Origin of the sequence: Phytohabitans sp. LJ34 (assembly GCF_052068095.1) — a bacterium.
Classification (GTDB): domain Bacteria; phylum Actinomycetota; class Actinomycetes; order Mycobacteriales; family Micromonosporaceae; genus Phytohabitans.
Genome location: NZ_JBQHDG010000005.1, coordinates 1 through 21,480 on the forward strand (window position 1 = coordinate 1; position 21,480 = coordinate 21,480).

The 21,480-nt window shown below is 70.8% G+C and carries 24 protein-coding genes, 2 tRNA genes and 1 other RNA gene; 12 read left to right on the forward strand and 15 right to left on the reverse strand.

The window, feature by feature from the left end:
• Positions 1–1,310: DNA polymerase III subunit gamma and tau (locus ACTMTJ_RS09955; RefSeq protein ID WP_441215865.1), on the reverse strand; the 1,310-nt coding region annotated here is incomplete at its 3' end.
• 179 nt (positions 1,311–1,489) lie between these two features.
• Positions 1,490–1,583: signal recognition particle sRNA small type (gene ffs / locus ACTMTJ_RS09960), an RNA gene on the reverse strand.
• A 103-nt stretch (positions 1,584–1,686) separates the two neighbouring features.
• Here ffs and ACTMTJ_RS09965 point away from each other — a divergent pair.
• The 3 genes from ACTMTJ_RS09965 to ACTMTJ_RS09975 all read left to right on the forward strand — a co-directional run bounded on the left by ACTMTJ_RS09965 (position 1,687) and on the right by ACTMTJ_RS09975 (position 4,624).
• Positions 1,687–1,774, forward strand: a tRNA-Ser gene (locus ACTMTJ_RS09965).
• Between the two features lie 158 nt (positions 1,775–1,932).
• Positions 1,933–3,012 carry a hypothetical protein gene (locus ACTMTJ_RS09970; RefSeq protein WP_441215866.1) on the forward strand — a complete coding sequence of 360 codons (1,080 nt, stop codon included), beginning with the start codon at positions 1,933–1,935 and terminating at the stop codon, positions 3,010–3,012.
• A gap of 427 nt (positions 3,013–3,439) precedes the next feature.
• Positions 3,440–4,624, forward strand: coding sequence for a DNA sulfur modification protein DndB (locus tag ACTMTJ_RS09975; RefSeq protein ID WP_441215867.1), 1,185 nt, complete (start codon positions 3,440–3,442; stop codon positions 4,622–4,624).
• A gap of 370 nt (positions 4,625–4,994) precedes the next feature.
• Here the strand turns inward: ACTMTJ_RS09975 and ACTMTJ_RS09980 are convergent.
• Positions 4,995–5,081: transfer RNA gene (locus ACTMTJ_RS09980), tRNA-Ser, on the reverse strand.
• Between the two features lie 67 nt (positions 5,082–5,148).
• Here ACTMTJ_RS09980 and deoD point away from each other — a divergent pair.
• Entirely contained in the window at positions 5,149–5,856 is a 708-nt protein-coding gene (deoD, locus tag ACTMTJ_RS09985; RefSeq protein ID WP_441215868.1) for a purine-nucleoside phosphorylase, read from the forward strand.
• Here deoD and ACTMTJ_RS09990 read toward each other — a convergent pair.
• From ACTMTJ_RS09990 to ACTMTJ_RS10005, 4 genes are read right to left on the reverse strand one after another with little or no spacing between them, the layout of a single operon-like run.
• On the reverse strand, positions 5,853–7,016 hold the full coding sequence (locus ACTMTJ_RS09990; RefSeq protein WP_441216303.1) for an ABC transporter permease: 1,164 nt from the start codon (positions 7,014–7,016) through the stop codon (positions 5,853–5,855). The genes deoD and ACTMTJ_RS09990 overlap by 4 nt on opposite strands.
• A gap of 20 nt (positions 7,017–7,036) precedes the next feature.
• Positions 7,037–7,690 carry an ABC transporter ATP-binding protein gene (locus ACTMTJ_RS09995; protein ID WP_441215869.1) on the reverse strand — a complete coding sequence of 218 codons (654 nt, stop codon included), beginning with the start codon at positions 7,688–7,690 and terminating at the stop codon, positions 7,037–7,039.
• Positions 7,687–8,736, reverse strand: coding sequence for a peptidoglycan-binding protein (locus tag ACTMTJ_RS10000; RefSeq protein WP_441215870.1), 1,050 nt, complete (start codon positions 8,734–8,736; stop codon positions 7,687–7,689). The genes ACTMTJ_RS09995 and ACTMTJ_RS10000 overlap by 4 nt, the downstream gene beginning before the upstream one ends.
• A complete protein-coding gene (locus ACTMTJ_RS10005) occupies positions 8,733–9,269 on the reverse strand; it encodes a hypothetical protein (RefSeq protein ID WP_441215871.1) in 537 nt (178 codons plus the stop codon). The genes ACTMTJ_RS10000 and ACTMTJ_RS10005 overlap by 4 nt, the downstream gene beginning before the upstream one ends.
• Positions 9,270–9,358: 89 nt before the next feature.
• Between ACTMTJ_RS10005 and ACTMTJ_RS10010 the strand changes: the two genes are divergently transcribed.
• Positions 9,359–10,015: a response regulator transcription factor gene (locus ACTMTJ_RS10010; protein ID WP_441215872.1), complete on the forward strand. Its 657-nt coding sequence runs from the start codon at positions 9,359–9,361 to the stop codon at positions 10,013–10,015.
• The gene (locus ACTMTJ_RS10015) at positions 10,012–11,169 is read left to right on the forward strand and encodes a sensor histidine kinase (protein WP_441215873.1); all 1,158 of its coding nucleotides are present in this window, start codon (positions 10,012–10,014) and stop codon (positions 11,167–11,169) included. The genes ACTMTJ_RS10010 and ACTMTJ_RS10015 overlap by 4 nt, the downstream gene beginning before the upstream one ends.
• Before the next feature lie 52 nt (positions 11,170–11,221).
• Here ACTMTJ_RS10015 and ACTMTJ_RS10020 read toward each other — a convergent pair whose 3' ends face one another.
• The 4 genes from ACTMTJ_RS10020 to ACTMTJ_RS10035 are packed head-to-tail and all read right to left on the reverse strand — an operon-like array spanning position 11,222 to position 14,644.
• Positions 11,222–12,406: an ABC transporter permease gene (locus ACTMTJ_RS10020; RefSeq protein ID WP_441215874.1), complete on the reverse strand. Its 1,185-nt coding sequence runs from the start codon at positions 12,404–12,406 to the stop codon at positions 11,222–11,224.
• Positions 12,403–13,056 (reverse strand): ABC transporter ATP-binding protein, encoded by a 654-nt coding sequence (locus tag ACTMTJ_RS10025; RefSeq protein ID WP_441215875.1) that lies wholly within the window; start codon positions 13,054–13,056, stop codon positions 12,403–12,405. The genes ACTMTJ_RS10020 and ACTMTJ_RS10025 overlap by 4 nt, the downstream gene beginning before the upstream one ends.
• Entirely contained in the window at positions 13,053–14,120 is a 1,068-nt protein-coding gene (locus tag ACTMTJ_RS10030) for a peptidoglycan-binding protein (RefSeq protein ID WP_441215876.1), read from the reverse strand. The genes ACTMTJ_RS10025 and ACTMTJ_RS10030 overlap by 4 nt, the downstream gene beginning before the upstream one ends.
• Positions 14,117–14,644 carry a hypothetical protein gene (locus ACTMTJ_RS10035; protein ID WP_441215877.1) on the reverse strand — a complete coding sequence of 176 codons (528 nt, stop codon included), beginning with the start codon at positions 14,642–14,644 and terminating at the stop codon, positions 14,117–14,119. Before ACTMTJ_RS10035 ends, ACTMTJ_RS10030 begins: the two co-directional genes overlap by 4 nt.
• Positions 14,645–14,753: 109 nt before the next feature.
• On the opposite strand from ACTMTJ_RS10035, the gene ACTMTJ_RS10040 reads away from it, so the two are divergent.
• From ACTMTJ_RS10040 to ACTMTJ_RS10055, 4 genes are read left to right on the forward strand one after another with little or no spacing between them, the layout of a single operon-like run.
• Positions 14,754–15,410 (forward strand): response regulator transcription factor, encoded by a 657-nt coding sequence (locus ACTMTJ_RS10040; RefSeq protein WP_441215878.1) that lies wholly within the window; start codon positions 14,754–14,756, stop codon positions 15,408–15,410.
• A complete protein-coding gene (locus ACTMTJ_RS10045) occupies positions 15,407–16,594 on the forward strand; it encodes a sensor histidine kinase (RefSeq protein ID WP_441215879.1) in 1,188 nt (395 codons plus the stop codon). The genes ACTMTJ_RS10040 and ACTMTJ_RS10045 overlap by 4 nt, the downstream gene beginning before the upstream one ends.
• A 40-nt stretch (positions 16,595–16,634) precedes the next feature.
• Entirely contained in the window at positions 16,635–17,264 is a 630-nt protein-coding gene (locus ACTMTJ_RS10050; RefSeq protein ID WP_441216305.1) for a TetR/AcrR family transcriptional regulator, read from the forward strand.
• The gene (locus ACTMTJ_RS10055) at positions 17,264–17,728 is read left to right on the forward strand and encodes an acyl-CoA thioesterase (protein WP_441215880.1); all 465 of its coding nucleotides are present in this window, start codon (positions 17,264–17,266) and stop codon (positions 17,726–17,728) included. Before ACTMTJ_RS10050 ends, ACTMTJ_RS10055 begins: the two co-directional genes overlap by 1 nt.
• Here the strand turns inward: ACTMTJ_RS10055 and ACTMTJ_RS10060 are convergent.
• The 4 genes from ACTMTJ_RS10060 to ACTMTJ_RS10075 all read right to left on the reverse strand — a co-directional run bounded on the left by ACTMTJ_RS10060 (position 17,702) and on the right by ACTMTJ_RS10075 (position 19,439).
• The gene (locus ACTMTJ_RS10060; protein WP_441215881.1) at positions 17,702–18,160 is read right to left on the reverse strand and encodes a nucleoside deaminase; all 459 of its coding nucleotides are present in this window, start codon (positions 18,158–18,160) and stop codon (positions 17,702–17,704) included. The two genes, ACTMTJ_RS10055 and ACTMTJ_RS10060, sit on opposite strands and share 27 nt — an antisense overlap.
• Positions 18,150–18,671: a tRNA adenosine deaminase-associated protein gene (locus ACTMTJ_RS10065; protein WP_441215882.1), complete on the reverse strand. Its 522-nt coding sequence runs from the start codon at positions 18,669–18,671 to the stop codon at positions 18,150–18,152. The genes ACTMTJ_RS10060 and ACTMTJ_RS10065 overlap by 11 nt, the downstream gene beginning before the upstream one ends.
• A 167-nt stretch (positions 18,672–18,838) precedes the next feature.
• A complete protein-coding gene (locus tag ACTMTJ_RS10070) occupies positions 18,839–19,006 on the reverse strand; it encodes a hypothetical protein (RefSeq protein ID WP_441215883.1) in 168 nt (55 codons plus the stop codon).
• Positions 19,007–19,091: 85 nt separating this feature from the next.
• Positions 19,092–19,439: a hypothetical protein gene (locus ACTMTJ_RS10075; protein WP_441215884.1), complete on the reverse strand. Its 348-nt coding sequence runs from the start codon at positions 19,437–19,439 to the stop codon at positions 19,092–19,094.
• Positions 19,440–19,526: 87 nt separating this feature from the next.
• Here ACTMTJ_RS10075 and ACTMTJ_RS10080 point away from each other — a divergent pair, with 87 nt between their 5' ends.
• Positions 19,527–20,258: a M23 family metallopeptidase gene (locus tag ACTMTJ_RS10080; RefSeq protein ID WP_441215885.1), complete on the forward strand. Its 732-nt coding sequence runs from the start codon at positions 19,527–19,529 to the stop codon at positions 20,256–20,258.
• 71 nt (positions 20,259–20,329) lie between these two features.
• Complete coding sequence (locus ACTMTJ_RS10085; protein WP_441215886.1) at positions 20,330–21,316, forward strand: prephenate dehydrogenase/arogenate dehydrogenase family protein; 987 nt, start codon at positions 20,330–20,332, stop codon at positions 21,314–21,316.
• The last annotated feature ends 164 nt before the right edge of the window (positions 21,317–21,480 follow it).

Below are 21,480 nucleotides of genomic sequence, written 5' to 3' on the forward strand. Positions count from 1 at the left end.
GGCGCTGAGGCCGGCGCGGGTGGCGCTGAGGCCGGCGCGGGTGGCGTCGCGGCCGGCGCGGGTGGCGCGGCGGCCGGCGCGGGTGGCGTCGCGGCCGGCGCGGGTGGCGCTGAGGCTCGCGCTTGGGGCTGCGGCCGCGCCGCTTCCACTGGGACAGTGACCCCGCGCTCCACCCGCTCCAGGCGCTGGAGCAGGTCTTCGGTCTTGTCGGCCCCCGGCAGCAGCATGCGCGCGGTGATCAGCTCAAGCAGAAGCCGCGGCGCGGTGGTGCCGCGCATCTCCACAAGTCCGTTGTGGACAATGTCGGCGCATCGCGAGAGCGTCGCCGGACCGAGCCGCGCCGACTGCGCCACCATCCGCTCGATCTGGTCGCTGGGCCCGTCGATCAGCCCCTTGGTCGCGGCATCGGGCACCTGCTGAAGCACGATCAGGTCGCGCAGCCGCTCCAGCAGATCGGACGCGAACCGCCGCGGGTCGTGCCCCGCCTCCGCCACCCGGTCGATCGTGCCGTAGGCAGCGGCGCCATCCCCGGCCGCCAGCGCGTCGCACATCTCGTCGATCAGGGCCACGTCGGTCACACCTAGCAGCGCGACCGCCCGCGCGTAGGTCACACCCTCCGGACCGGCGCCGGCGATCAGCTGGTCGAGCACCGAGAGCGTGTCACGTGCGCTGCCCCCACCGGCCCGCACCACCAGCGGGAACACCGCCGACTCGACCTTGGCGCTCTCGGCCGCGCACAGCTGCTCGAGATAAGGACGCAACACCCCGGGCGGGATCAGCCGGAAGGGGTAATGATGCGTACGCGACTTGATCGTCCCGAGCACCTTCTCCGGCTCGGTGGTCGCGAAGATGAACTTGACGTAGTCGGGCGGCTCCTCGACCAGCTTGAGCAGCGCGTTGAAGCCCGCCGACGAGACCATGTGCGCCTCGTCGATCACGTAGATCTTGTATCGGCTGGTCGCCGGCGCGAAGAACGCCCGCTCCCGCAGCTCACGCGCGTCGTCGACACCACCGTGGCTGGCCGCGTCGATCTCGATGACGTCGATCGACCCGGACCCGTCGTTGGCCAGCGACTTGCACGAGTCGCACTGGCCGCACGGCTCCGGCGTGGGCCCGCGCTCGCAGTTGAGCGAGCGGGCCAGGATGCGGGCACTCGAGGTCTTGCCACACCCGCGCGGCCCCGAGAACAGGTAGGCGTGGTGCAGCCGCCCGCTCCGCAACGCCTGCGACAGCGGCTCGGTGACGTGCTCCTGCCCGATGACCTCTGCGAACGTGCGGGGCCGGTACTTGCGGTAGAGCGCCAGTGCCACTCTCGCCGCCTCCTCTCGACCGCGCCATTCTCCCCGCCTGCCGGGGAGCTTGCCAGCGGGGTACGACACTCGGCCGGGTGCTTCTGGCGGCCACTTCGACCTCATGGGGGTCGCTTTGACCTCTTGGGCCGCTTCGACCTCTCGGGGGCCGCTTTGACCTCTTGGGCCGCTCTGACCATGAAGAGGCCCCCCGTGCACCCGTCAGAGCCCGCTTATCCTTGCTGCCTTCCGGCCCTGGGGAGGTTCACAGGATGACGCCGCACGAGGGGCGCCGCCAAGTCTACCGGGCCGCGCCCGGAAGGCCGGGACCCGGGGCGGGCGGTGCGCCGTGCGCCTGCTTCGTCCCCCGGCGGGGTATGCCTGTACTCTGTCCGGCGGAGGATTCGCCTAGAGGCCTAGGGCGCACGCTTGGAAAGCGTGTTGGGGGCAACCCCTCACGAGTTCGAATCTCGTATCCTCCGCCACCCTCGAAGGCCCGGTCGCTGTCATGGCTGCCGGGCCTTTCGCTTGGCCCACCCACTCGTACACACGTGCTATCCACAGCCTGTGGACAACCTGGGGACACCGTCGGGTTGGGGGCGGTCCGCCAAGACTGGTCATACGGCCGTCGTACCGTCTCACCGTGAACCTCGACGCCGTGACGCAAGCCAACGTCTTGGCCGCGATCGCACAATGCGATGACCTCGGCCGCCGCGCCTTTCTTAAGGCCGCCCACTTCGGCACAAGCTATGCCTACTTCTTGGATCACGAAGACAAGTTGTACGACGTGGGGGCGATCATGAGCGTGGCTCACGAACGGAGCGAGGGTCAGCCTCTGACCCGCGCGGATCTCAAGGGCGCGGAAGCAGCCGTTGCTCGGCTGCTTCAGAAACTCGGATTTCGCGTCGTGAGTCTGCCCAGACCTGATTGGACCCGCGAAGAGATCCTCCTCGCTTGCGAGCTCGTCGTCCAAAACGGAGGGCGACAGCTTGGGGCAGACGAGGCACGAGTCAAAGAGCTGTCGGCGCTGCTACAAAGCTCCGCGATCCACCCAGGTCGTAAGCACCCCGACTTCCGAAATCCTGCAGGAGTTGCCCGCAAAACGCTGAACATCGTCGATCCACGCAGCAATGGCAACCGGCTGGACCACGAGGTGTTCGAGGACTTCCAGGCCCGTCCAGTAGAGATGCATGCCGAGGCCGCCCAGATCCGTTTGCGGCTGTTGGGCGAAGCATCGCGTGACGACCGGAAGGCAGAGGGGACGGCCGGTCCCGGCTTCGATCGCTCCTATCGCGGCAAGCCCGCCGAAGGCCTTTACCCATCCATGCAAGCAACGAGCCCAGAGGCGAAGGAAGCCGCTCTGATGGAGCACGACGCCCTCTGCCGGCGGCTCATCGACTATCTAAACGGCCGTGGGATCCTCGCGGGCGAGCTGGTCGACCCACCTGTAGACATCGCCTGGCAAAGTCCGGCGGGCTTCCAGATGATCGCCGAAGTCAAAAGCTGTAGCGGCGGTAACGACATCAATCAGCTGAGGCTCGGACTCGGCCAAGTGATCGAGTATCGGCACCGTGTCACTGCCCAACGTTGCCCTGCCACGGCGGTGCTGGTCGTTAGCCGAGTCACAGACCCGACCTGGTTCCAAGTCTGCCGCAGTGTCGACGTGCACCTGCTCGCAGGTGACGATGAGGCCGGTTGGTCCCGCCTGGTGACCATGGGATAAGCGAAGGCCCAGCGGCTCATTGGAGTCGCCAGACGCACACCGCGACCGGCGCCGTGCGTACCAGGCAACAGACAATCTTGGGTAGGCCGCCACACAACCTGGTTCCCCCTCGAATGAGACGACAACTGAGACTGTCCAGGAGCAGGCGCCGGCTGGTCCGGTTCGGCGCGGCCGCTCCCGTTGCCGCGTTGCCCGAGCCAAGAGCTTGAAGCGGAGCTGACGTCTCTGCGGTGCTGCCACTGACGTGCTTCCACCAGGGACGCATCTCCTTCGGCGGCGCCCGCGGGGAGGCCGCTGAAGCATTGCGGCACCGCGTGCGCGCGTACTGGTTCTCCCGCAGTTCCAGTTCAGGTAACTGCGGGGGTTGCGGTGATGAACCACTCCAACGTAATGTCCGCGCTACAGACCACACGGTGAGGAGCAAAGGGTGACGTTTGGTGTACTGGAGGGCGTGCCGATCCGGCTGATGCCGTTCCGTCAATACGCTGCGGTGGGGGTGATGACCTGGGGCACGCTCCTTACGCTCGTCCCGGACCCTGTCAGGGAGGAGAACGCGACGGCCCTCCGGAGCGACCGCAAGCTACGGGAGCATGCGGAGCTGCGATCCGAAGTCCAGCGCCTGCTGAAGGGCACCGCAAAAGGCAAGAACGTGAAGCCGTACGCCGCCTACATTGCCGCGGGGCTGCGGGGTGAACTCGACAAAGCATGGTCCTCGCCTCCAATCTGCCTCTGGTCTTCGCGACCGCTAGAACCCGGGCCGGACGGCGTCGCATCGTTGCCACTGGGGGTCCCTATCGTAGCCATCGATGGCGAAACCCAGGTTGCCGCAATGCACGCGATCATGAACGACCCAGCAGCATTCGATCTGGACGAGGCGACCATTGGCCGGACCCCTGTTGCCTTCGAGATCTACTGGGACATAACAACCAGCGATGCTCGACAGATCTTCCATGACCGGAACTTGTTCGGCGTGTCAGTCGCCAAGACCCTAGCTCTCTCGATGGACCAGCGCGATTTCGGCACGACGATTGCTCAACGCGTTCTGTCGATTACGGAGGTATCGGTTGGCGGCAAGAGTGAGAGCTTCAGCCATTTCGTGAACTCACGCAAACGCCAACTAGGGCAGAGTGATCCAGAGTGGATGACGCTTTCTGGGCTTCGATCCCTCTGCGTAACGGTACTCTTCGGCAAACCGGGCATAGAGGCAACCTCGGGAACGATCGAAAAGTCTGATCTCGCTGATATTGAGCCTCAGATTGCGCTCAACGAAGTCTCATCCACCGTCTCCAGTCTCGTCCGAGCCTTTTCCGATGACCTGGCAACGCGCTCCGCCTTGACCGCCCCCGCGATCCTCGCTGGTGTGGGAGCAGCCGCACATCGGACGACCAGCTGGACGAGAGAACAGCCGCGACTTACGAGCGACCAACTTCACTCGCTCCTCCGGCAGGTTCGATGGGAGCGTGAAGAGAAGTATTGGGAGGGCGTCGCAGCTAAGCGAACCGCAAGCGGCGGGCTTTCGTTCGCGGGCGGCGCAAAAGACTCCGGACACCGCGTTTGCGACGCTGTCCTTAACCCGGACTCCGACCTTGGAAAACGTATTCGCGGGCGCTAGGTGATGCTGTAGGCCCGCCTGTCTTCAAATCTAAAGCGGCCTGCCGCTTATCCACCACTACGAACGTCGCGTGTCGCGTTTCGGTACGGCTTTCCATATACGTTGCCGATACTGCCGTCATTTCGATACACGGGTGGGGCGGCCCCCGTAACGCTGCGGGCTGTACGGTGCCAACGTCCGGAGGCATGTACGGCAGAAGGTCGCCAACCGAGTCGGCGGCTTGCTCTGGCGCTCGAACGCCGACCTAACGGACGGCGACGAAGTGCCGCCAGGGGCCTCACCAGGCCTCGCGCGGGCACAACTGAACCCACATGGCACAAACGCCTGGCTGGTTTGCGAGCGCCAGCCAGGCACTCTGCCTGCTTGGGAGCGGTGGCGGCGGGATTTGAACCCGCGGAGGGCTTGCACCCTCACACGCTTTCGAGGCGTGCTCCTTAGGCCACTCGGACACACCACCGCCGAGAAGGGTACCCGACCGGTGGGGGTCGCTCCTCGGGGGCATGCCGCCTGGCAGGATCGCGGTCATGAGTACGCACATCGGCGCCAAGCCGGGCGAGATCGCGGAGCGGGTCCTGATGCCGGGGGATCCGCTGCGGGCCAAGTGGATCGCGGAGCACTACCTCGAGGACGCCAAGTGCTACTCGACGGTCCGCAACATGTTCGGCTTCACCGGGACCTACCAAGGGGTCCGCGTGTCGGTGCAGGGGTCGGGCATGGGCATGCCGTCCGCGTCGATCTACGCCCACGAGCTGATCAACGAGTACGGCGTCAAGACCCTCATCCGGGTCGGGTCGTGCGGCGCGCTCACCGAGTCGCTGAAGCTGCGGGACGTGGTCGCGGCGATCGGGTCCTCGACCGACTCGAACATGAACCGGATGCGCTTCGACGGCCTGATCGACTACGCCCCGGTGGCGGACTTCGGCCTGCTCCGCACCGCTGTGGACGTGGCCGAGCGGCGGGGCGTCCAGATGCACGTGGGGCCGATTCTCGCCGCCGACGCCTTCTACACCGACCGCCCCGACCTCTACGACACCCTCGCCGACTACGGCGTGCTGGCCGTGGAGATGGAGTCCGCCGCGCTGTACACGATCGCGGCGAGGTTCAAGGCCCGGGCGCTGACGGTGCTGACGGTGAGCGACCACATCAAGACCGGCGAACGCACGACCGCCGAGGAGCGCGAGCGTACGTTCGCCGAGATGGTCGAGATCGCCCTGGACACCGCGATCGCCTAAGGGGTCGCGAGGGCCTCCGTGGGGGCCAGGCGGGAGGCGCGGACAGCCGGGTAGAGGCCGGCCACGGCGCCGATCAGCAGGGTGGCGACCAGGCCGCCTCCCATCGCCCAGGCGGGGACCACCGTGGGCCACTCCTGGGTCCAGGAGTACACGCCGGTCACGCCGATGCCGACCAGTACGCCCGCGAGGCCGCCGAGCGCCGACAGCAGCAGCGACTCGGCCAGAAACTGGAGGCGGATCTGGCCCCGGGTGGCGCCCAGCGAGCGGCGCAGACCGATCTCGGCGCGCCGTTCGAGCACCGAGATGACCATGGTGTTGGCCACGCCGACGCCGCCGACCAGCAAGGCGACCGCGCCGAGGCCGAGTAGCAGGCCGTTCAGGGCTTCGTCGGTCGCCTGCTTGGCGGCCAGCGCGTCGGACGGGCGGGACACCTCGACCTCGTTGGGGTTTTCCGGGTTGGCGGTGGCCGCGAGCACGCCCTGGACAGCCTCCACCGAGGACTCGGTCGTGCGGGTGTAGACGGTGGTGGCGTACCCGTCGAAGCCGAGCTCCGACGTGGCCACCGACCAGCCGACCAGCGCGGCCGTGTCGAGCTCGGCGGCCAGCGGCACCGGGGCGAGCACACCGACCACCGTGAACCACCGCTCGCCGAGCCACACCTGCACCGACGGTCCGGCCAGGGCGACACCGAGCCGGTCGGCCGCGGTCGAGCCGAGTACGACGGCGGGGTACTCGGCGGTGCGGTCGTTCAGCCACGTGCCGCTCGCCATCGTGGCGCCCACCGTGCCGGGCAGGTCGGTACGAGCGGCGCGTACCCCGATCCCGCCGGACTCGGCGGTGGGGATCTGGTCGGTGCGGTAGACCTTGGCGTCGACGTTGCCGGTGGCGCTGACGGACTCGACCGGGCCGATCCGGTCGATCATGCCGATCGCCTCCTCCGGCAGGTGCGACTCCTCGCCGAAGAAGGTCTGTCCGGGGCCGACGGTGAGCAGGTTGGTGCCGAGCTTGTCCAGGGTGCGGTCGAGCTCGGCGCGGGACGACGTGGAGATGCCCACGACGGCAAGCATCGCGGCAATCCCGATCGCGATGCCCAGCGCGGACAGAAACACCCGCAGCGGCCGGGACCGGAGTCCGGACGCGCCCACCCGCACGACGTCCATAGGGGACAGTCGCGCCGGCTTCACGACAGCACCTGCCCGTCGCGCATGCGCACCTGCCGGGGCAGCGAGGCGGCGATGTCCAGGTCGTGGGTGATCACGACGACGGTCGTACCGCTGGCGTGCAGGTCGTGCAGCAATGCCATCACCGCCGCGCCGGACGCCGAGTCGAGGTTGCCGGTCGGCTCGTCGGCCAGCAGGATCGGCGGCTCCCCCACCACCGCCCGCGCGACCGCCACCCGTTGCCGTTCCCCGCCGGACAGCTCGTGAGGCCGGTGGTCCAGGCGGTGCCCGAGCCCGACCCGCTCCAGCGCGGCGCGGGCGCGCCGCCGCCGCTCCCGCAGCGGCACGCCGGCGTAGAGCAGGCCGTCGGCCACGTTGTCCACCACCGGCACACCGGCGGCCAGATGGAACTGCTGGAAGACAAACCCGATCCGGGTCGAACGCAACGCGGAAAGCGACCGGTCGGACAGCACGGACACGTCGTACCCGTCGATGGTGACCTGGCCGGACGACGGGCGGTCGAGGGTGCCGATCAGGTGGAGCATCGTAGATTTTCCCGACCCTGACGGCCCGACGATCGCGACGAGCTCGCCCGCGGCGATCGAGAGGGAGGCGTCGCGGAGCGCGGTCACGCCGCCCGGGTAGGTCTTGGAGACCCGCTCCAAAAAGATCACTTGGGAACCCCCACGACCAGCCCTTCGGTCAGACCGGCGCCGGTGACCTCCACCTTGCCGCCGGCGAACATGCCGGTGTCGACGGCCACGTACCGCGTCGTGGCGCCCTCCACCACCTGCACGCCGTACCCGCCTTCGGCGAGGGCGACCAGGGCGTTGAGCGGCACGGTGAGGACGTCCTTGCGCTGCTCGGCCTGGAGGATCACGTCGACCGGCGCCTCGTCGAGCGTGCCTAGTGCCTTCTGGTCGGCGACGGTGACGGTCACGTCGAGGGTGGTGGTCTCGTCGTCGCCGACCTTCGTCGTGGCCGCCACGGTGCCGACCTCGGAAACCTTGCCCTGCACGCGCTTGCCGTCCGGCAGCTCGACGGTGGCCGCGGTGCCCTTCTTCACCAGCTGCTGTTTGTCCACCTCCAGGTCCACGGTGACCACCCGCGTGGTGCCGGTATAGGTGAACACGGGTCCGTTCGCCGGATCGCCGGTGCTGAGCTGGAGGTCAGCGACACGGAGCTGGCCGGGTGCGACCGCGACCTGTCCGACTCCGACGGCGCCCGTGGACGAGATGCCCAGGTCTTCCTGCCACTCCTCGACCGCGTCCGCTGTGGACGACGTGTACTCGTCGTCCACGGTGAACCCGTCGTAGCCGAGCGCAGAAAGGTTCTGCTCGAAGAGCTTGACGTCCGCGCCCTCGACGCCGGCCGAGAGCGTGCGGTAGAGCGGCGACGCTCCATAGAGGAGTACCACGGGGTCGCCGTCCACTTCGTACAGTGGTTTGCCCCGGCTCACCACCGCGCCCTCGGCCGGCAGCCAGGTGAGCGTCCCGCCCGACCCGCGCGCCTTGAGCGCCGTCGCGTCGCCGTACCCGAGGGTGCCGTCCACCGTCTCGGTCTGGGTGAGGGTGGCGCGGGTGACCTTCGCGGTGGCGGGTGGTTGGGCGCTGCGCTCGGGTGTCGACGCGTCGGCGCCACCGAAACCGACCGTGGCGGCGGCGCCGGCCGCGACCACGAGCACCAGGCCCCCGGCTCCCAGCACGGCACCGCGCCTCATGAGCCCTGCCCTTGCCGGAATGTGAACTTGTCCTGGCAGGCCTCCATGGCCTTCTGGAACTTGGGGTCGTCCATGTCGAACGGGAGCTCCCCGCCGCCGCCGAAGAGCGAGCCGCTGTTGGGGTCCGGATCCGGTACGTCGACGCCGTTGTCACGCATGCACTGCGCCCACTGCCGCAGCTGCTCCTGCTGCGCGGGGTCCAGATCCCGCCGTTCACCCCCGTTGGGCGCCAGGTCGCGGCACTTGTCGAGCGCCGCCCGCCCCTTGTCCGAGTCGAGTACCGCACGCATCGCCTGGGGGTTTCCGCCGCCGAAGGTGCCGTCCGGGCCCGGATCGGGGAAGTCGGGTACGCCGTTGTCCCGCATGCATTGGGCGAACTTGCGGTTCTGGTCGGCGCTGTCCGCGCTCGCGCTGGCGCTCGCCGTGGGGCTGGCCCCACCGTTGGACGCGGTCGCTATGCCGTCGTCGCTGTCCGTCCCGCCGCATCCGGCCACCAGCACCGCCGCGAACGCGACTACCACGAGTCTTCTCATGTCCCGGAAGTGAAGCGACTCGCCCATAACCACGCCGTAACGCCGCGAGTTAACGCCGGCGTTATCCGCCGCCGAGTGACCATGGTGGGGTGCGGATCCTGGTGGTCGAAGACGAGAAGGTGTTGGCCGACGCGGTCGCCGAGTGGCTGCGGCGGGAGGCGTTCGCGGTCGACGTCGTCTACGACGGCGAAGCCGCCCTGGAGCGGTTCGGCGTCAACGAGTACGACGTGGTCGTACTCGATCGGGACCTGCCCGTGGTGCACGGAGACGAGGTGTGCCGCGCGATCGTCGAGTCCGGCGCGGCGGCCCGGGTGCTCATGCTGACCGCCGCCGCCGGCATCCGCGACCGGGTCGCCGGCCTGGGCATCGGCGCCGACGACTACCTGACCAAGCCGTTCGCGTTCGCCGAGCTGTCGGCACGCGTGCACGCGCTCGGCCGGCGGGCCCGCCCGGCCGTGCCACCGGTGCTGGAACGCGCCGGCATCCGGCTCGACCCGGCCCGGCGCGAGGTCTTCCGGGACGGGCGCTTCGTGCCGCTGGCCAACAAGGAGTTCGCGGTGCTGAGCGAGCTGATGCGGGCCGGCGGCGCGGTCGTCTCCGCCGAGCAGCTGCTGGAGAAGGCCTGGGACGAGCACATCGACCCGTTCACCAACGTCGTGCGGGTCACGGTGATGAAGCTGCGCCGCAAGCTGGGCGAACCGCAGGTGGTGGAGACCGTACCGGGAGTGGGGTACCGAGTGCCATGAACCGATGGACGATCCGGGTACGGCTGACGGTGCTCTACGGCGGGCTCTTCTTCCTCGCCGGCGCGGTGCTGCTCGGCGTGACGTACCTGCTGATGGCGCAGCGCCTCGACCGCAACCTCACCGACCCCGGCGACCTCGCGCTGCGCAACGAGCAGGTGTTCGAGAGGTTCGGCAACCCTGAGGTGATCAAGCAGGCGATCCTCAACGCACAGGCCGAGCGGGAGCAGCTCCGCGCGGACGCGCTCAACTCGCTGCTCACCCAGGGCGGCATAGCCCTGCTGGGCGTGGGTGTCGTCGCCGGCGCGTTCGGCTGGCTGGTGGCCGGGCGGGCGCTCCAGCCGCTGCACCGGATCACCGACACGGCCCGCCGCATCGCCGGCGCCGACGGCGCCCGTGCGGCACTGCACGAGCGGATCGCGCTCGCCGGGCCGCGCGACGAGGTCAAGGAGCTTGCCGAGACCTTCAACGTGATGCTCGAGCGGCTGGACCGCTCCTTCGACGGACAGCGGCGCTTCGTGGCCAACGCGTCGCACGAGCTGCGCACGCCGCTCGCGCTCAACCGGGCGCTCGTGGAGCTGGCGGTCACCCGACCCGGCGCGGCGGCCGAGACCAAGCAGCTCGGCGAGTCGCTGCTGACCGTCAACGAGCGCCACGAGCGGCTGATCGACGGCCTGCTCACGCTCGCCGACGCGGAAAACGAGGTGGCCGAGCACTCGCCCGTCGACCTGTGCGAGGTGGCGGACTTCGTGCTCGACCAGGCCAAGGCACCCGAGCTGGAGGTGGTGCGCCAGCTCGCCCCGGCGCCCACGCGCGGCGACCCGATCCTGCTGGAGCGGCTGGTGCAAAACCTCGTCGAGAACGCCGTGCGCCACAACGCCCCGGGCGGCTGGCTGGCAATCACCACCCAGGCGGCGAACGGGTGGGCCGTGCTCACCGTCACCAATACCGGCCCGGTCGTGCCAGCGTACGAGGTCGAGACCCTCTTCCAGCCGTTCCGGCGGCTCCACCGCGAGCGGGTGGACGGCGGCCGTGGCTTCGGCCTGGGCCTGTCGATCGTCCGCGCGGTGGCGATGGCCCACGGCGGCACGGTACGCGCCGAGCCGCGGGAGGGCGGCGGCCTGGAAATCACCGTCGCCCTCCCCCAGCACGCCTGATCACGGCGCGGCCAGCGCCTCGGTGAGTGAGAGGCAGGCCGCACGCGCCGCATCACGGCGCGGCCAGCGCCTCGGTGGGTGAGAGGCGGGCGGCGCGCACCGCCGGGTACAGGCCGGCGATCGCGCCGATGAACAGCGTCGCCAGCACCCCACCGGCGGTGGCCAGCGGCGGCACCACGGTGGGCCAGCCCTGTGTCGCCGCATAGATCGCGGTGACTGCGACGCCGAGCGTCACGCCGCCGAGGCCGCCGAGCGCGGACAGCAGCAGCGACTCGGCCAGGAACTGGAGGCGGACCTGCCCCCGCGTCGCGCCGAGCGACCGCCGCAGCCCGATCTCGGCCCGCCGCTCCAGCACGGAGATCACCATCGTGTTGGCCACGCCCACGCCGCCGACCAGCAGCGCCACCGCGCCGAGGCCGAGCAGCAGCGCGTTGAGCGTGGCGTCGGTGGCCCGCTGGGCCTCCAGCGCGTCGGACGGGCGGGATACCTTGACCTCGTTGGGCTGCTCGGGATTGGCCGTCGCGGCGAGCACCGCCCGCACGTCCTCGACCGCCGACTCCCGCGACCGCGTGTAGATCATCGTCGGATGGCCGTCGAAGGCCAGGTGCTCCTCCGCGGCCGGCCAACCGACCATCGCCGACTGGTCCAGCTCGGGCGCGAGCTGCCCGGGCCGCAGGATGCCGACCACGCTGAACCACGTGCCGCCCAACCACACCCGTACGCCGGCCGCGCGGATGTCCAGCCGGCGGGCGGCCACCGCGCCGAGCACCACGCCCGGGTATTCGGAGGTCGCCGAGGTCAGCCAGGTGCCGGTCGCCACCTCGGCGGCGACCGTGTCGAGCAGGTCGAGCCGCGCGGCCACCACCGCGATGCTGCCGGTCTGGCCGCGCGGGATGTGGTCGTTGCGGTACACGGCCACGTCCGGTACCCGCCCCACCGCGCTCACCGACTCCACCGGCCCGATCCGGTCGACCATGGCCAGCGACTCCTTGGGCAGGCGGGAGGCGTCACCGAAGAGCGTCTCGCCCGGGCCGACCGTCAGCAGGTTGGTGCCGAGCCGATCGAGCGTGCGGTCCAGCTCGGCCCGGGACGACGCCGAGACGCCGACCACGGAGATCATCGCGGCGATGCCGATCGCGATGCCCAGCGCGGAGAGGAACACCCGCAGCGGCCGGGCGCGCAGCCCCGCCGCGCCGACGCGGACCACGTCGGCCGGGCTCAGCCTCGCCGGCCTCACGGCACGACCTTCCCGTCGCGCATGTGCACCTGGCGGGGCAGCGCGCCCGCGATGTCCCGGTCGTGGGTGATCACCACGACCGTCGTACCCGTGTCGTGGAGATCGCGGAGCACCGACATCACCGCGGCGCCCGAGGCCGAGTCGAGGTTGCCGGTCGGCTCGTCGGCAAGCAGCAGCGCCGGCTCCCCCACCACCGCACGGGCGATCGCGACCCGCTGCTTCTCACCGCCGGAGAGCTGGTGCGGGCGGTGGTCGAGCCGGTGCGCGAGACCCACCCGCTCCAGCGCCGTCCGGGCGTGCCGCCGCCGCTTGCGCAGCGGCACGCCGGCATAGAGCAGGCCGTCGGCCACGTTGTCCACCGCGGGCACGCCGGCCGCGAGGTGGAACTGCTGGAAGACGAACCCGATCCGGTACGTGCGCAGCGCGGACACCTGCCGGTCGGACAACCCGGCCAGGTCGTGCCCGTCGATGTGTACCCGCCCGGAAGTGGGCCGGTCGAGCGTGCCGATCACGTGCAGCATGGTCGACTTGCCCGAGCCGGACGGCCCGACGATCGCCACCATCTCGCCGGTCGCGATGCCGAGAGAGACGCTGTCGAGCGCGGTCACGCCACCCGGATAGACCTTGGAAACCCCGTCCAGCTCGATCATTTCGGTAGACCCACTGTCATGCCCTCGGCCAGCCCGCCGCCGCTGACCTCGACCCGGCCGTCGGCGAAGAGTCCCGTGTCCACGGCGACGTACCGGCTGGCGCCGTTCTCGACGACCTCCAGGCCGTACCCGCCCTCGGCGAGCGCGAGCAGCGCGGCGACCGGGACGGTCAGCACGTCCTCGCGCTCGTCGGCCACGTACGCGACGTCGACCGGCGTCTGCTCCAGCGAGCCGAGCGCTCGCTGGTCGGCGACCGTCACCGTCACCTGGATCTGGGCGTCATCCGTACCGGTGGAGTTGGGCCCCTGGTCCTCGCTGTCGTCGCCGGTAGCCACCGTGCCGACCGAGGCGACCTTGCCGGCGACCTCCTTGCCGTCCGGGAGGGTGACGGTGACCGGGGCGTTCTTGACCGCCCACCCCGCCTCACCCGCGTCCACCGGCACGGTGATGATGCGGGTGGTGCCGGTGAACGTGTACATCTCGCCGCCCGCCGGCGAACCGACCCGCGCGGTCAGTTCGGCCACCCGTACCGCCCCCGAGGCGACCACGACAAGCGACGCGTCGACCGTGCCGGTCTCGGTGACGCCGAGGTCGTCCTGCCAGCGCTTGACCGCGCTGGCCGTCGAGCTCGTGTACTCGTCGTCGACCGTGAACCCGGTGTAGCCCAGCTCGCGCAGGTTGCGCTCGAACTGCGTGACGTCCGCGCCCTCCACGCCCGCCGCGAGCGGGCGGTAGATCGGCAGCGCGCCGTAGAGCAGCACCACCGGCCGCTCGTCCGCGCGCAGCAGCGCCTGGCCGCGCGAGATGGTCGCGCCGACCCCGGGGAGCCAGGTCACCGTTCCTTGCGCTTGTGATGCGAGAGGCACCGGGTCACCGTGGCTCAGCTCGCCCTCGACCGTGGTCGCCTTCACGAGCGTCTGTCTGGTCACCTGGGTGGTGGTGGCCGGCTGGGCGCTCGGCTCCTCCGTGCCGTCGGCTCGGCCGCCCCCGAATCCGGCGGCCGCGACGCCCGCCGCCGCGACCGCCACCAACGCCACGCCGGAGAAGATCACCCCGCGCTTCACTTACCGCCGCCCTTCCTGCCACCGGTCGGCAGTTTGTCCCGGCACTTCTCGTCGGCTGCCTCGATGTCCTTCTTGGTGATGCCGCTGTCCAGCTCGTTCTTGAAACTCCCGCTTTCCGGGTCGGGATCGGGGAAGGCGGGGACGCCGTTCTCGCGCATGCACTTGGCGTACTCGCGCAGCTTCTCGAGGTCCGCCGCCGACGGCTTCTCCGGCTCGCCCCCGTTCGGGAGGTACTTGCGGCACTTCTCCATCGCCCGCTGCATCTTCTGCTTCTCGGCCTGGACCCGGACGCCCCGTCCCGGCCCCTCCGCGTCATCGATGTCGATGCCTTCGTCGCGCATGCACTGCGTGAACTGGCGCTTGCGCTCCTCGTCATCCGCGGCCGGCGCGCTCGGATCGGGGCTGGCCGACGCCGTGGCGACGTTGCCGACGGTCGCCACGCCCGGCCCCTCCTCCCCACCCCCGCTACACGCGGTGATGGCGGCGAGCAGCAGCAGGGGTACGGCGGTGAGCATCCTTCTCATCTCGGCACACTCCTCTCTGTCGTTCCGGATCCCACCGCGTCGGGCGTAAGACGGTCATCAGCGCGAATGCTTATGGCGTCCTTATCCGGGCGTTGGGCACCATTGGCGCGTGCGGGTACTCGTCGCGGAAGACGAGGAGCTCCTGGCCGACGCGATCGCCGAAGGGCTCCGGCGCGAAACACTGGCCGTCGACGTGGTGTACGACGGCGACGCCGCCCTGGAAAGGCTTGGCGTCAACGACTACGACGTGGTGGTGCTCGACCGCGACCTGCCGCTCGTACACGGCGACGAGGTGTGCCGGGCCGTGGTCGCGGCCGGCGGCGAGACGCGGGTGCTGATGCTCACCGCGGCCGCCGAGGTGCCCGACCGGGTGGCCGGCCTGGCGCTCGGCGCCGACGACTACCTACCCAAGCCGTTCGCCTTCGTCGAGCTGGTGGCCCGGGTGCGGGCCCTGGGGCGGCGGGCTCGCCCGGCGATACCACCACGGCTGGAGCGCGCCGGCATCGCGCTCGACCCGGCCCGCCGCGAGGTCTTCCGCGACGGTCGCTTCGTGCCGCTGTCCCGCAAGGAGTTCGCGGTGCTGGAGGAGCTGCTGCGGGCCGAGGGAACCGTGGTCAGCACCGAGCAGCTCCTGGAGCGGGCCTGGGACGAAAACATCGACCCGTTCACGAACGTCGTGCGGGTAACGGTCATGACGCTGCGTCGCAAGCTCGGCTCGCCGCCGGTGGTCGCGACCGTTCCAGGAGTGGGGTACCAGATTCCATGAACATCCGCGGGAGTTGGACGGTCCGGATGCGCCTGACCGCCCTCTACGGTGGCCTCTTCCTGCTCGCCGGCACGGCCCTGCTCGCCGTGACCTATCTGCTGCTGGCCGCCGCGCTGGAAAAGCAGGAGCCCAAGCCCGGCGTGGTGTACACCGAGTTCACCGGGTTCCAAAAGCCGATCGACGACAAGGCCGCCGCGGCGATCAAGAAGTCGCTGCCGCCCGCCGACCAGGCGGCCATCGAACGCAAGGAAGCGCTCGCCAAGCAGATCCAGCTCGACCTGCGCGAACAGACACTCGGTTCGCTGCTGCGCCGCGGCTCGCTCGCGCTGGGCGGGTTCGCGGTCCTCGGCGTGTGGCTCGGCTGGCTGGCCGCCGGGCGTACCCTCCGGCCGATCACACGGATCACCGAGACCGCCCGCCGGGTGGCCGACCGCAACCTCCACGAACGGATCGCGCTCGGCGGCCCGCGAGACGAGCTGCGCGAGCTGGCCGACACGTTCGACGACATGCTCGAACGGCTGGACAGGTCGTTCGACGGGCAGCGGCGCTTCGTGGCGAACGCCTCGCACGAACTGCGCACCCCGCTGGCGATCAACCGCACGCTGCTCGAGGTGGCGATGGGCCAGCCGGACGCGCCGCCGCGGCTGCACCAGCTCGGCACGACGCTCCTGGAGGTGAACGCCCGCCACGAGCGGCTGATCGACGGCCTGCTGACGATGGCCCGCTCGGAGCAGGCGGTGGTCGACCCGGTGCCGGTCGACCTGGCCGACGTGGCCGGCAACGTGCTGGACCAGACCCGCGCGCCCGGCGTCGAGGTACGGCACGAGCTGCTGCCGGCGCCGACCTCCGGCGACCCGGTGCTGCTGGAACGCCTGACCCAGAATCTCGTCGACAACGCCGTGCGCTACAACGCGACCGGCGGCTGGGTGCAGGTGTCGTGTACCCAGGAGGGCACGCGCACGCGCCTGAGCGTGACCAATACCGGCCCGGTCGTGCGCGCGTACGAGGTCCCGGGGCTCTTCGAGCCGTTCCGGCGGCTGACCGACCGGGTGGGGTCGGCCCGCGGCACGGGGCTGGGCCTGTCGATCGTGCGTTCGGTGGCGCGGGCTCACGGCGGTGAGGTGCACGCCAGCCCGCGGGACGGCGGCGGCCTGGTGGTGCAGGTCACTCTTCCGGCAAATTAGATTTACGACCGGTCGGTCTTATTCATATGCTGGCCGGGTGATGGTCGACGGCCGGGTGGCCCGGGGCGAGCGGACGCGCACGGCGGTGCTGGACACCGCGGTCGCGCTCGTCACCCAAGACGGCCTCGACGGGCTCTCCCTCGGCCAGCTCGCCGAGGCGCTCGGCGTCAGCAAGTCTGGCCTCTTCGCCCACTGGCGCTCCAAGCAGGACCTCCAGCTCGCCACCGTCGAGCGGGCCCGCGAGCAGTGGGAGGAGCAGGTGATCGGGCCGGCCCGGTCGGTGCCGCGGGGCGTGGGCCGGCTGTGGACGCTGCACGTGGCGCGGCTCGACTTCTACGCGTCCAGCACGCTGCCCGGCGGCTGCTTCTTCGCCACCGTCAAGTTCGAGTACAACGCCCGCTCCGGCCCCGTCTACGAGCGGATCGCCCAGACCCACGCCGAGTGGATGCAGTACATGGAGAAGCTCGCCCGCCAGGCCATCGAGCTCGGCGAGCTGCGGGCGGACACCGACGTGGCCATGCTGGCATACGAGATAGAGGCGGCCGGCGTCGCCGCCGTCATGCAGTTTCGCCTGCTCTCGCCGCAAGTCGTCTACCCGCTGGCCCGCCGGGCCGTGCTGGAGCGGCTGCGCGGGCTGTGCACCGACCCGACCCTGCTGCCGGAGGAATGATGACGCACGCCGCACTCGCGGATCGCACCGTGGACTACGGCCACGTCGAGCCGATCGCGATCTACTTCGACGACCTCGACGCGATGGGCATCGTGCACAACGCGCGATACGCGGTGCTCCTGGAGCGGGCGATCACCCCGTACTGGACCGCGCGGGGCCACTACTACGACCACAACGGACCGTCCATGCCGGACCTCTTCCACGCGGTGCGCGAGTTCGCGATCACGTACCACCGGCCGATCCGGGGTGGGGGCGAGGTGCTCGTCCACTTCTGGCTCGACAAGCTCGGCGAGACGAGCGCGCTGTACGGCTTCCGTTTCCTCTCCCGCGACGGCCGCACCTGCTACGCCGAGGGCAAGCGGGCGATCGTGCGGCTCGACCAGGCGACGCTGCGCCCGACCGCGTGGACCGAGTCGGCCCGCGAGGTGGCCACGTCGCTACTCAAGCCGGAAGAAGCCGCGTAGCAGCTCCGCGCACTCCGCTGCGAGCACGCCCGGGTACACCTCGGGGCGGTGGTTGAGGCGGCGGTCGCGCACGACGTCCCAGAGCGACCCGACGGCGCCGGTCTTGGGCTCCCACGCGCCGAAGACCAACGTGGACACCCGGGCCAGCACGAGCGCGCCGGCGCACATCGTGCACGGTTCGAGCGTGACGACGAGCGAGCACCCGTCGAGCCGCCACGAGCCCGCGGCCGCGGCGGCCCGGCGCAGCGCCACCACCTCGGCGTGCGCGGTCGGGTCGCCGGTCAGCTCCCGCTCGTTGCGGCCGGCGCCCAGTTCGGCGCCGTCCGGCCCGTACACGACCGCACCGACCGGAATGTCCGCACCGGACGCACCGGCGACGGCCAACGCCCGCCGCATCCACTCCTCGTGGCGGGCGAGCCGATCACTGCTCACGCAGGTCTTCGACCTCGTCGGCGCAGCCGAGGACCTGGCAGATCTCCGCGGTGACGTCGGCCGGCAGCAGGCCCTCGTGCGCGCAGAGACTGAGCAGCTGGTGTGCGGAGACGCCCAGGTCGGCGAGGAGCTCAGGGTCGCCGACCGGGTCGACGTCGGGCTCGGCGGCCGGCGGCGCCGCCTCGTCGTCGGTGTCCGCCGGCGGGTTGGTCACCTCGTCGATCTCCAGCGCCGGCGCCTTCACGTCGCCGAGCAGCAGCGCGCCGAGCCGGGACTCCTCGGCGAACACCGAGTCGGAACCGAAGACGCGCAGATCCTCGCCCTGGTCGAGGCGGAGGATGGCCAGGTATGAGTCGTCGGACTCGACGAACAGCAACGCCACGTCGGCGTCCGCGTCGGCGTCACGTAGCCGGTCGACGACCTCGTCGATGTCGGCCGCACCGGTCAGATCGAGCTCGGACGCGGCCCAACCGGACGAGCCGCGCGCGACGGCAGCAGCGAAGTACGACACGGTCCCCCCAAGTGAGCGAGCTTGCGAGCGAACCATCAAGCTCAGTGTTAACCAACCGCGTGGGCCGGCGGCATCCCACGGCCGTTGTTTCCGCTACGCGTGACGGTAGCCGCTCCGATCGGCGACTGGCCGCACAACGCCCCGATGAATTGCCTCGAGGGCTCCGCTCAGCTCGCCAGGCGCCGGCGCGTGGCGATCAGCTCCCGCAGCCGATCTCCGCGCAGTCGCCGAGGGCGCTCGCGATCCCGCACCGACTTCGCGCTGGCGAGCTCCGCGAGGAGCTGGAGCCGGCGGCGGCTTCGGTCGGGGTCGAGCCGCTCCACTGTCCAGGCCATGCCGCGAGGATGCCGAGCGGTGGCGCCCTTCGTCAAGCCCGGGTGCGCCACGCAACGACGAGTTAACAGAACGCCTACCCAACGCCTACCAAAGTGGCCAGTCGCCGGTCATCCCCCACCGCACGGCGACCGCGATGGCGGCCGCGGACCAGGCCACTCCGACGCTGATCGCGACGCCCGCGGCCACGCCCCGGTCACCCTGCCGGCTGAGGATCAAGGCCACCGACCAGGCCACGGCGCCCGCGAGCACCGACCACCAGACGTAGCTGCGCAGATCGCTGCCGAGCAGCCCGAGGAAGAGCATCCAGGCGGCGCCCGCGCCCAGCCCGGCGCTCAGCGCACCACCCCGCACGCGGTGCGGCTCGCGGTAGGTGGGGCGCGGCGGCCGGGACGGAAACAACCCCGACGGGGTACGCGGAAAGTGGTCCGCCATAGAGGCAGCCTACCCGCCGGGTCGGCGGGACCCAGGCTCGTCTGCCAGTATGGCCGGGTGCTTTCGGGACGACGGATACGAGCGTCGATGATCGTGGTGCTGGCCGGCGCCTTGGCGGCCGGCTGCGCGCAGGATGCGCCCGAGGCCGGCGAGCCGGTCGCCTGGGAGCAGCCACCGGCCACCACGGCCGCGGCCGACCCGACGACCGCCGCGCCGGAGCCGACGCCCACGCCGAGCGCGACGCCCACACCATCGCCAAAGCCGACCCCGTCCAAGAGCAGCCCCGCCAAGGCCACCGCCGGCAAGTGGAAGTACGTGTTTCCGGTGCAGGCCAGCAACGTGTCCTATCACCCGACCCACTCCGGCTACCCGGCGACCGACATCTTCGCCGACTGCGGCGAGCCGGTCGTGGCGGTCACCGACGGCAAGGTGCTCGAGGTGAGCCGCGTCGACAAGTACTCGAAGACCGGCGTGCAGGGCCCCTACAACGGCGGCCTGTCCGTGTCGCTGCTCGGCGACGACGGCGTGCGCTACTACGGCTCACACCTGACCGTGGTGCAGTCCGGCATCGAGGCGGGTGTCCGGGTCCGCGCCGGTCAGCGGCTCGGCACGGTCGGCAAGACCGGTAACGCCAACAACGTCTGCCACCTGCACTTCGGCGTCTCACCGGTGTGCAAGCGCACGGGCGACTGGTGGATCCGCCGAGGCGTGGTCTGGCCGGCCCCGTTCCTCAACGACTGGCGCAAGAAGAAGAGCACCTCGCCGGTGAGCAAGGTCGCGTCGTACAAGGCGAGCAACGGCTGCCCCAGCGAGCCCTAGGCACTACCAGACCGCGCCCCGGCGGAGATCTCAGTAACCACCCCACAGCGGGGTGTGCTTAAGTCTCCCGCGTGGACATCGCGGTGATCGGGCTGGGACTCATCGGGGGATCGACGCTGCGGGCGCTCGCCCGAGCCGGGCACCGGGTGCTCGGCTACGACGCCGACCCGGCCACCCGGGCCACCGCGCGTACCGCCGCGGCCAAGGCACCGGCCAGCGCGCGGTGGCAGGTCGCGCCGACCGTGCGCGACGCGGTCGCCAGCGCCGAGCTTGTGGTGATCGCGGTGCCGCTGCCCGCCTTCGACACCGTGCTCGACGAGTTGGGCAAGGCCGGCTACTCGGGACTCGTCACCGACGTCACATCGGTCAAGGGGCCGGTCCGCGACCTGGTCGGGCGCCGGCTACACCGGCTGGCCGGGTTCGTCGGCGGGCACCCGATGGCCGGGCGGGAGACCTCCGGCTTCACCTCCGCCGACCCCGACCTCTTCACCGGCTGCGCGTGGGTGCTCTGCCTGGAGCCGCGCGAGACCTCGCTGCCCGACTGGCTCGAGCTGGCCACGCTGCTCACCGGGCTTGGTGCCCGCGTGGTGCCGGCGACGGCCGACGAACACGACCGGGCGGTGGCGATCGTCAGCCATGTGCCGCACCTGCTGGCCGCCGCGCTCGCGGCCAGCGCGACCGACCCGCTCGCCGCGGCGCTGGCCGCCGGGTCGTTTCGCGACGGCACCCGGGTCGCGGCCGCGCGGCCGGAGCTCGTCGCCGCGATGTGCGGTGGCAACGCCGACGCGGTGGGGCCGGCCCTCGACGCGGTGCTCGAAGCCCTGACCCAGGCCCGCGCCGCCCTCGGTGGCGCCGACCCGATCGGCGAGCTGACGGCCTGGCTCAAGCCCGGTGCGGCCGCCCGCGCCGCCTGGCCGCCCAAGCCGGGCACCACGCTCGACCTCCCGGCCCGCTCCGACGCCCTGATCCGGCTCGGCCGCGCCGGCGGCTGGATCACCGCGGTCGCGCAAGACCGCCGCTCGGTGACCGCCGTCCGCCCCACTCCCCCCGACGACTAGGAGATTGTTTCGGGATCAAGGTGATGCCGTCTGGTGTGCCTCAAGCTTGAGTGTGCCCGGGTCCGTGTCAGCTGCGGACCGCCGCTCCCGCCGGAGACCGCGCGGGTCGGCGGCGAGCTGGCGCTCGCCGAGATCCCCGACCCACGCTGCCTGGTCCGCGCCGC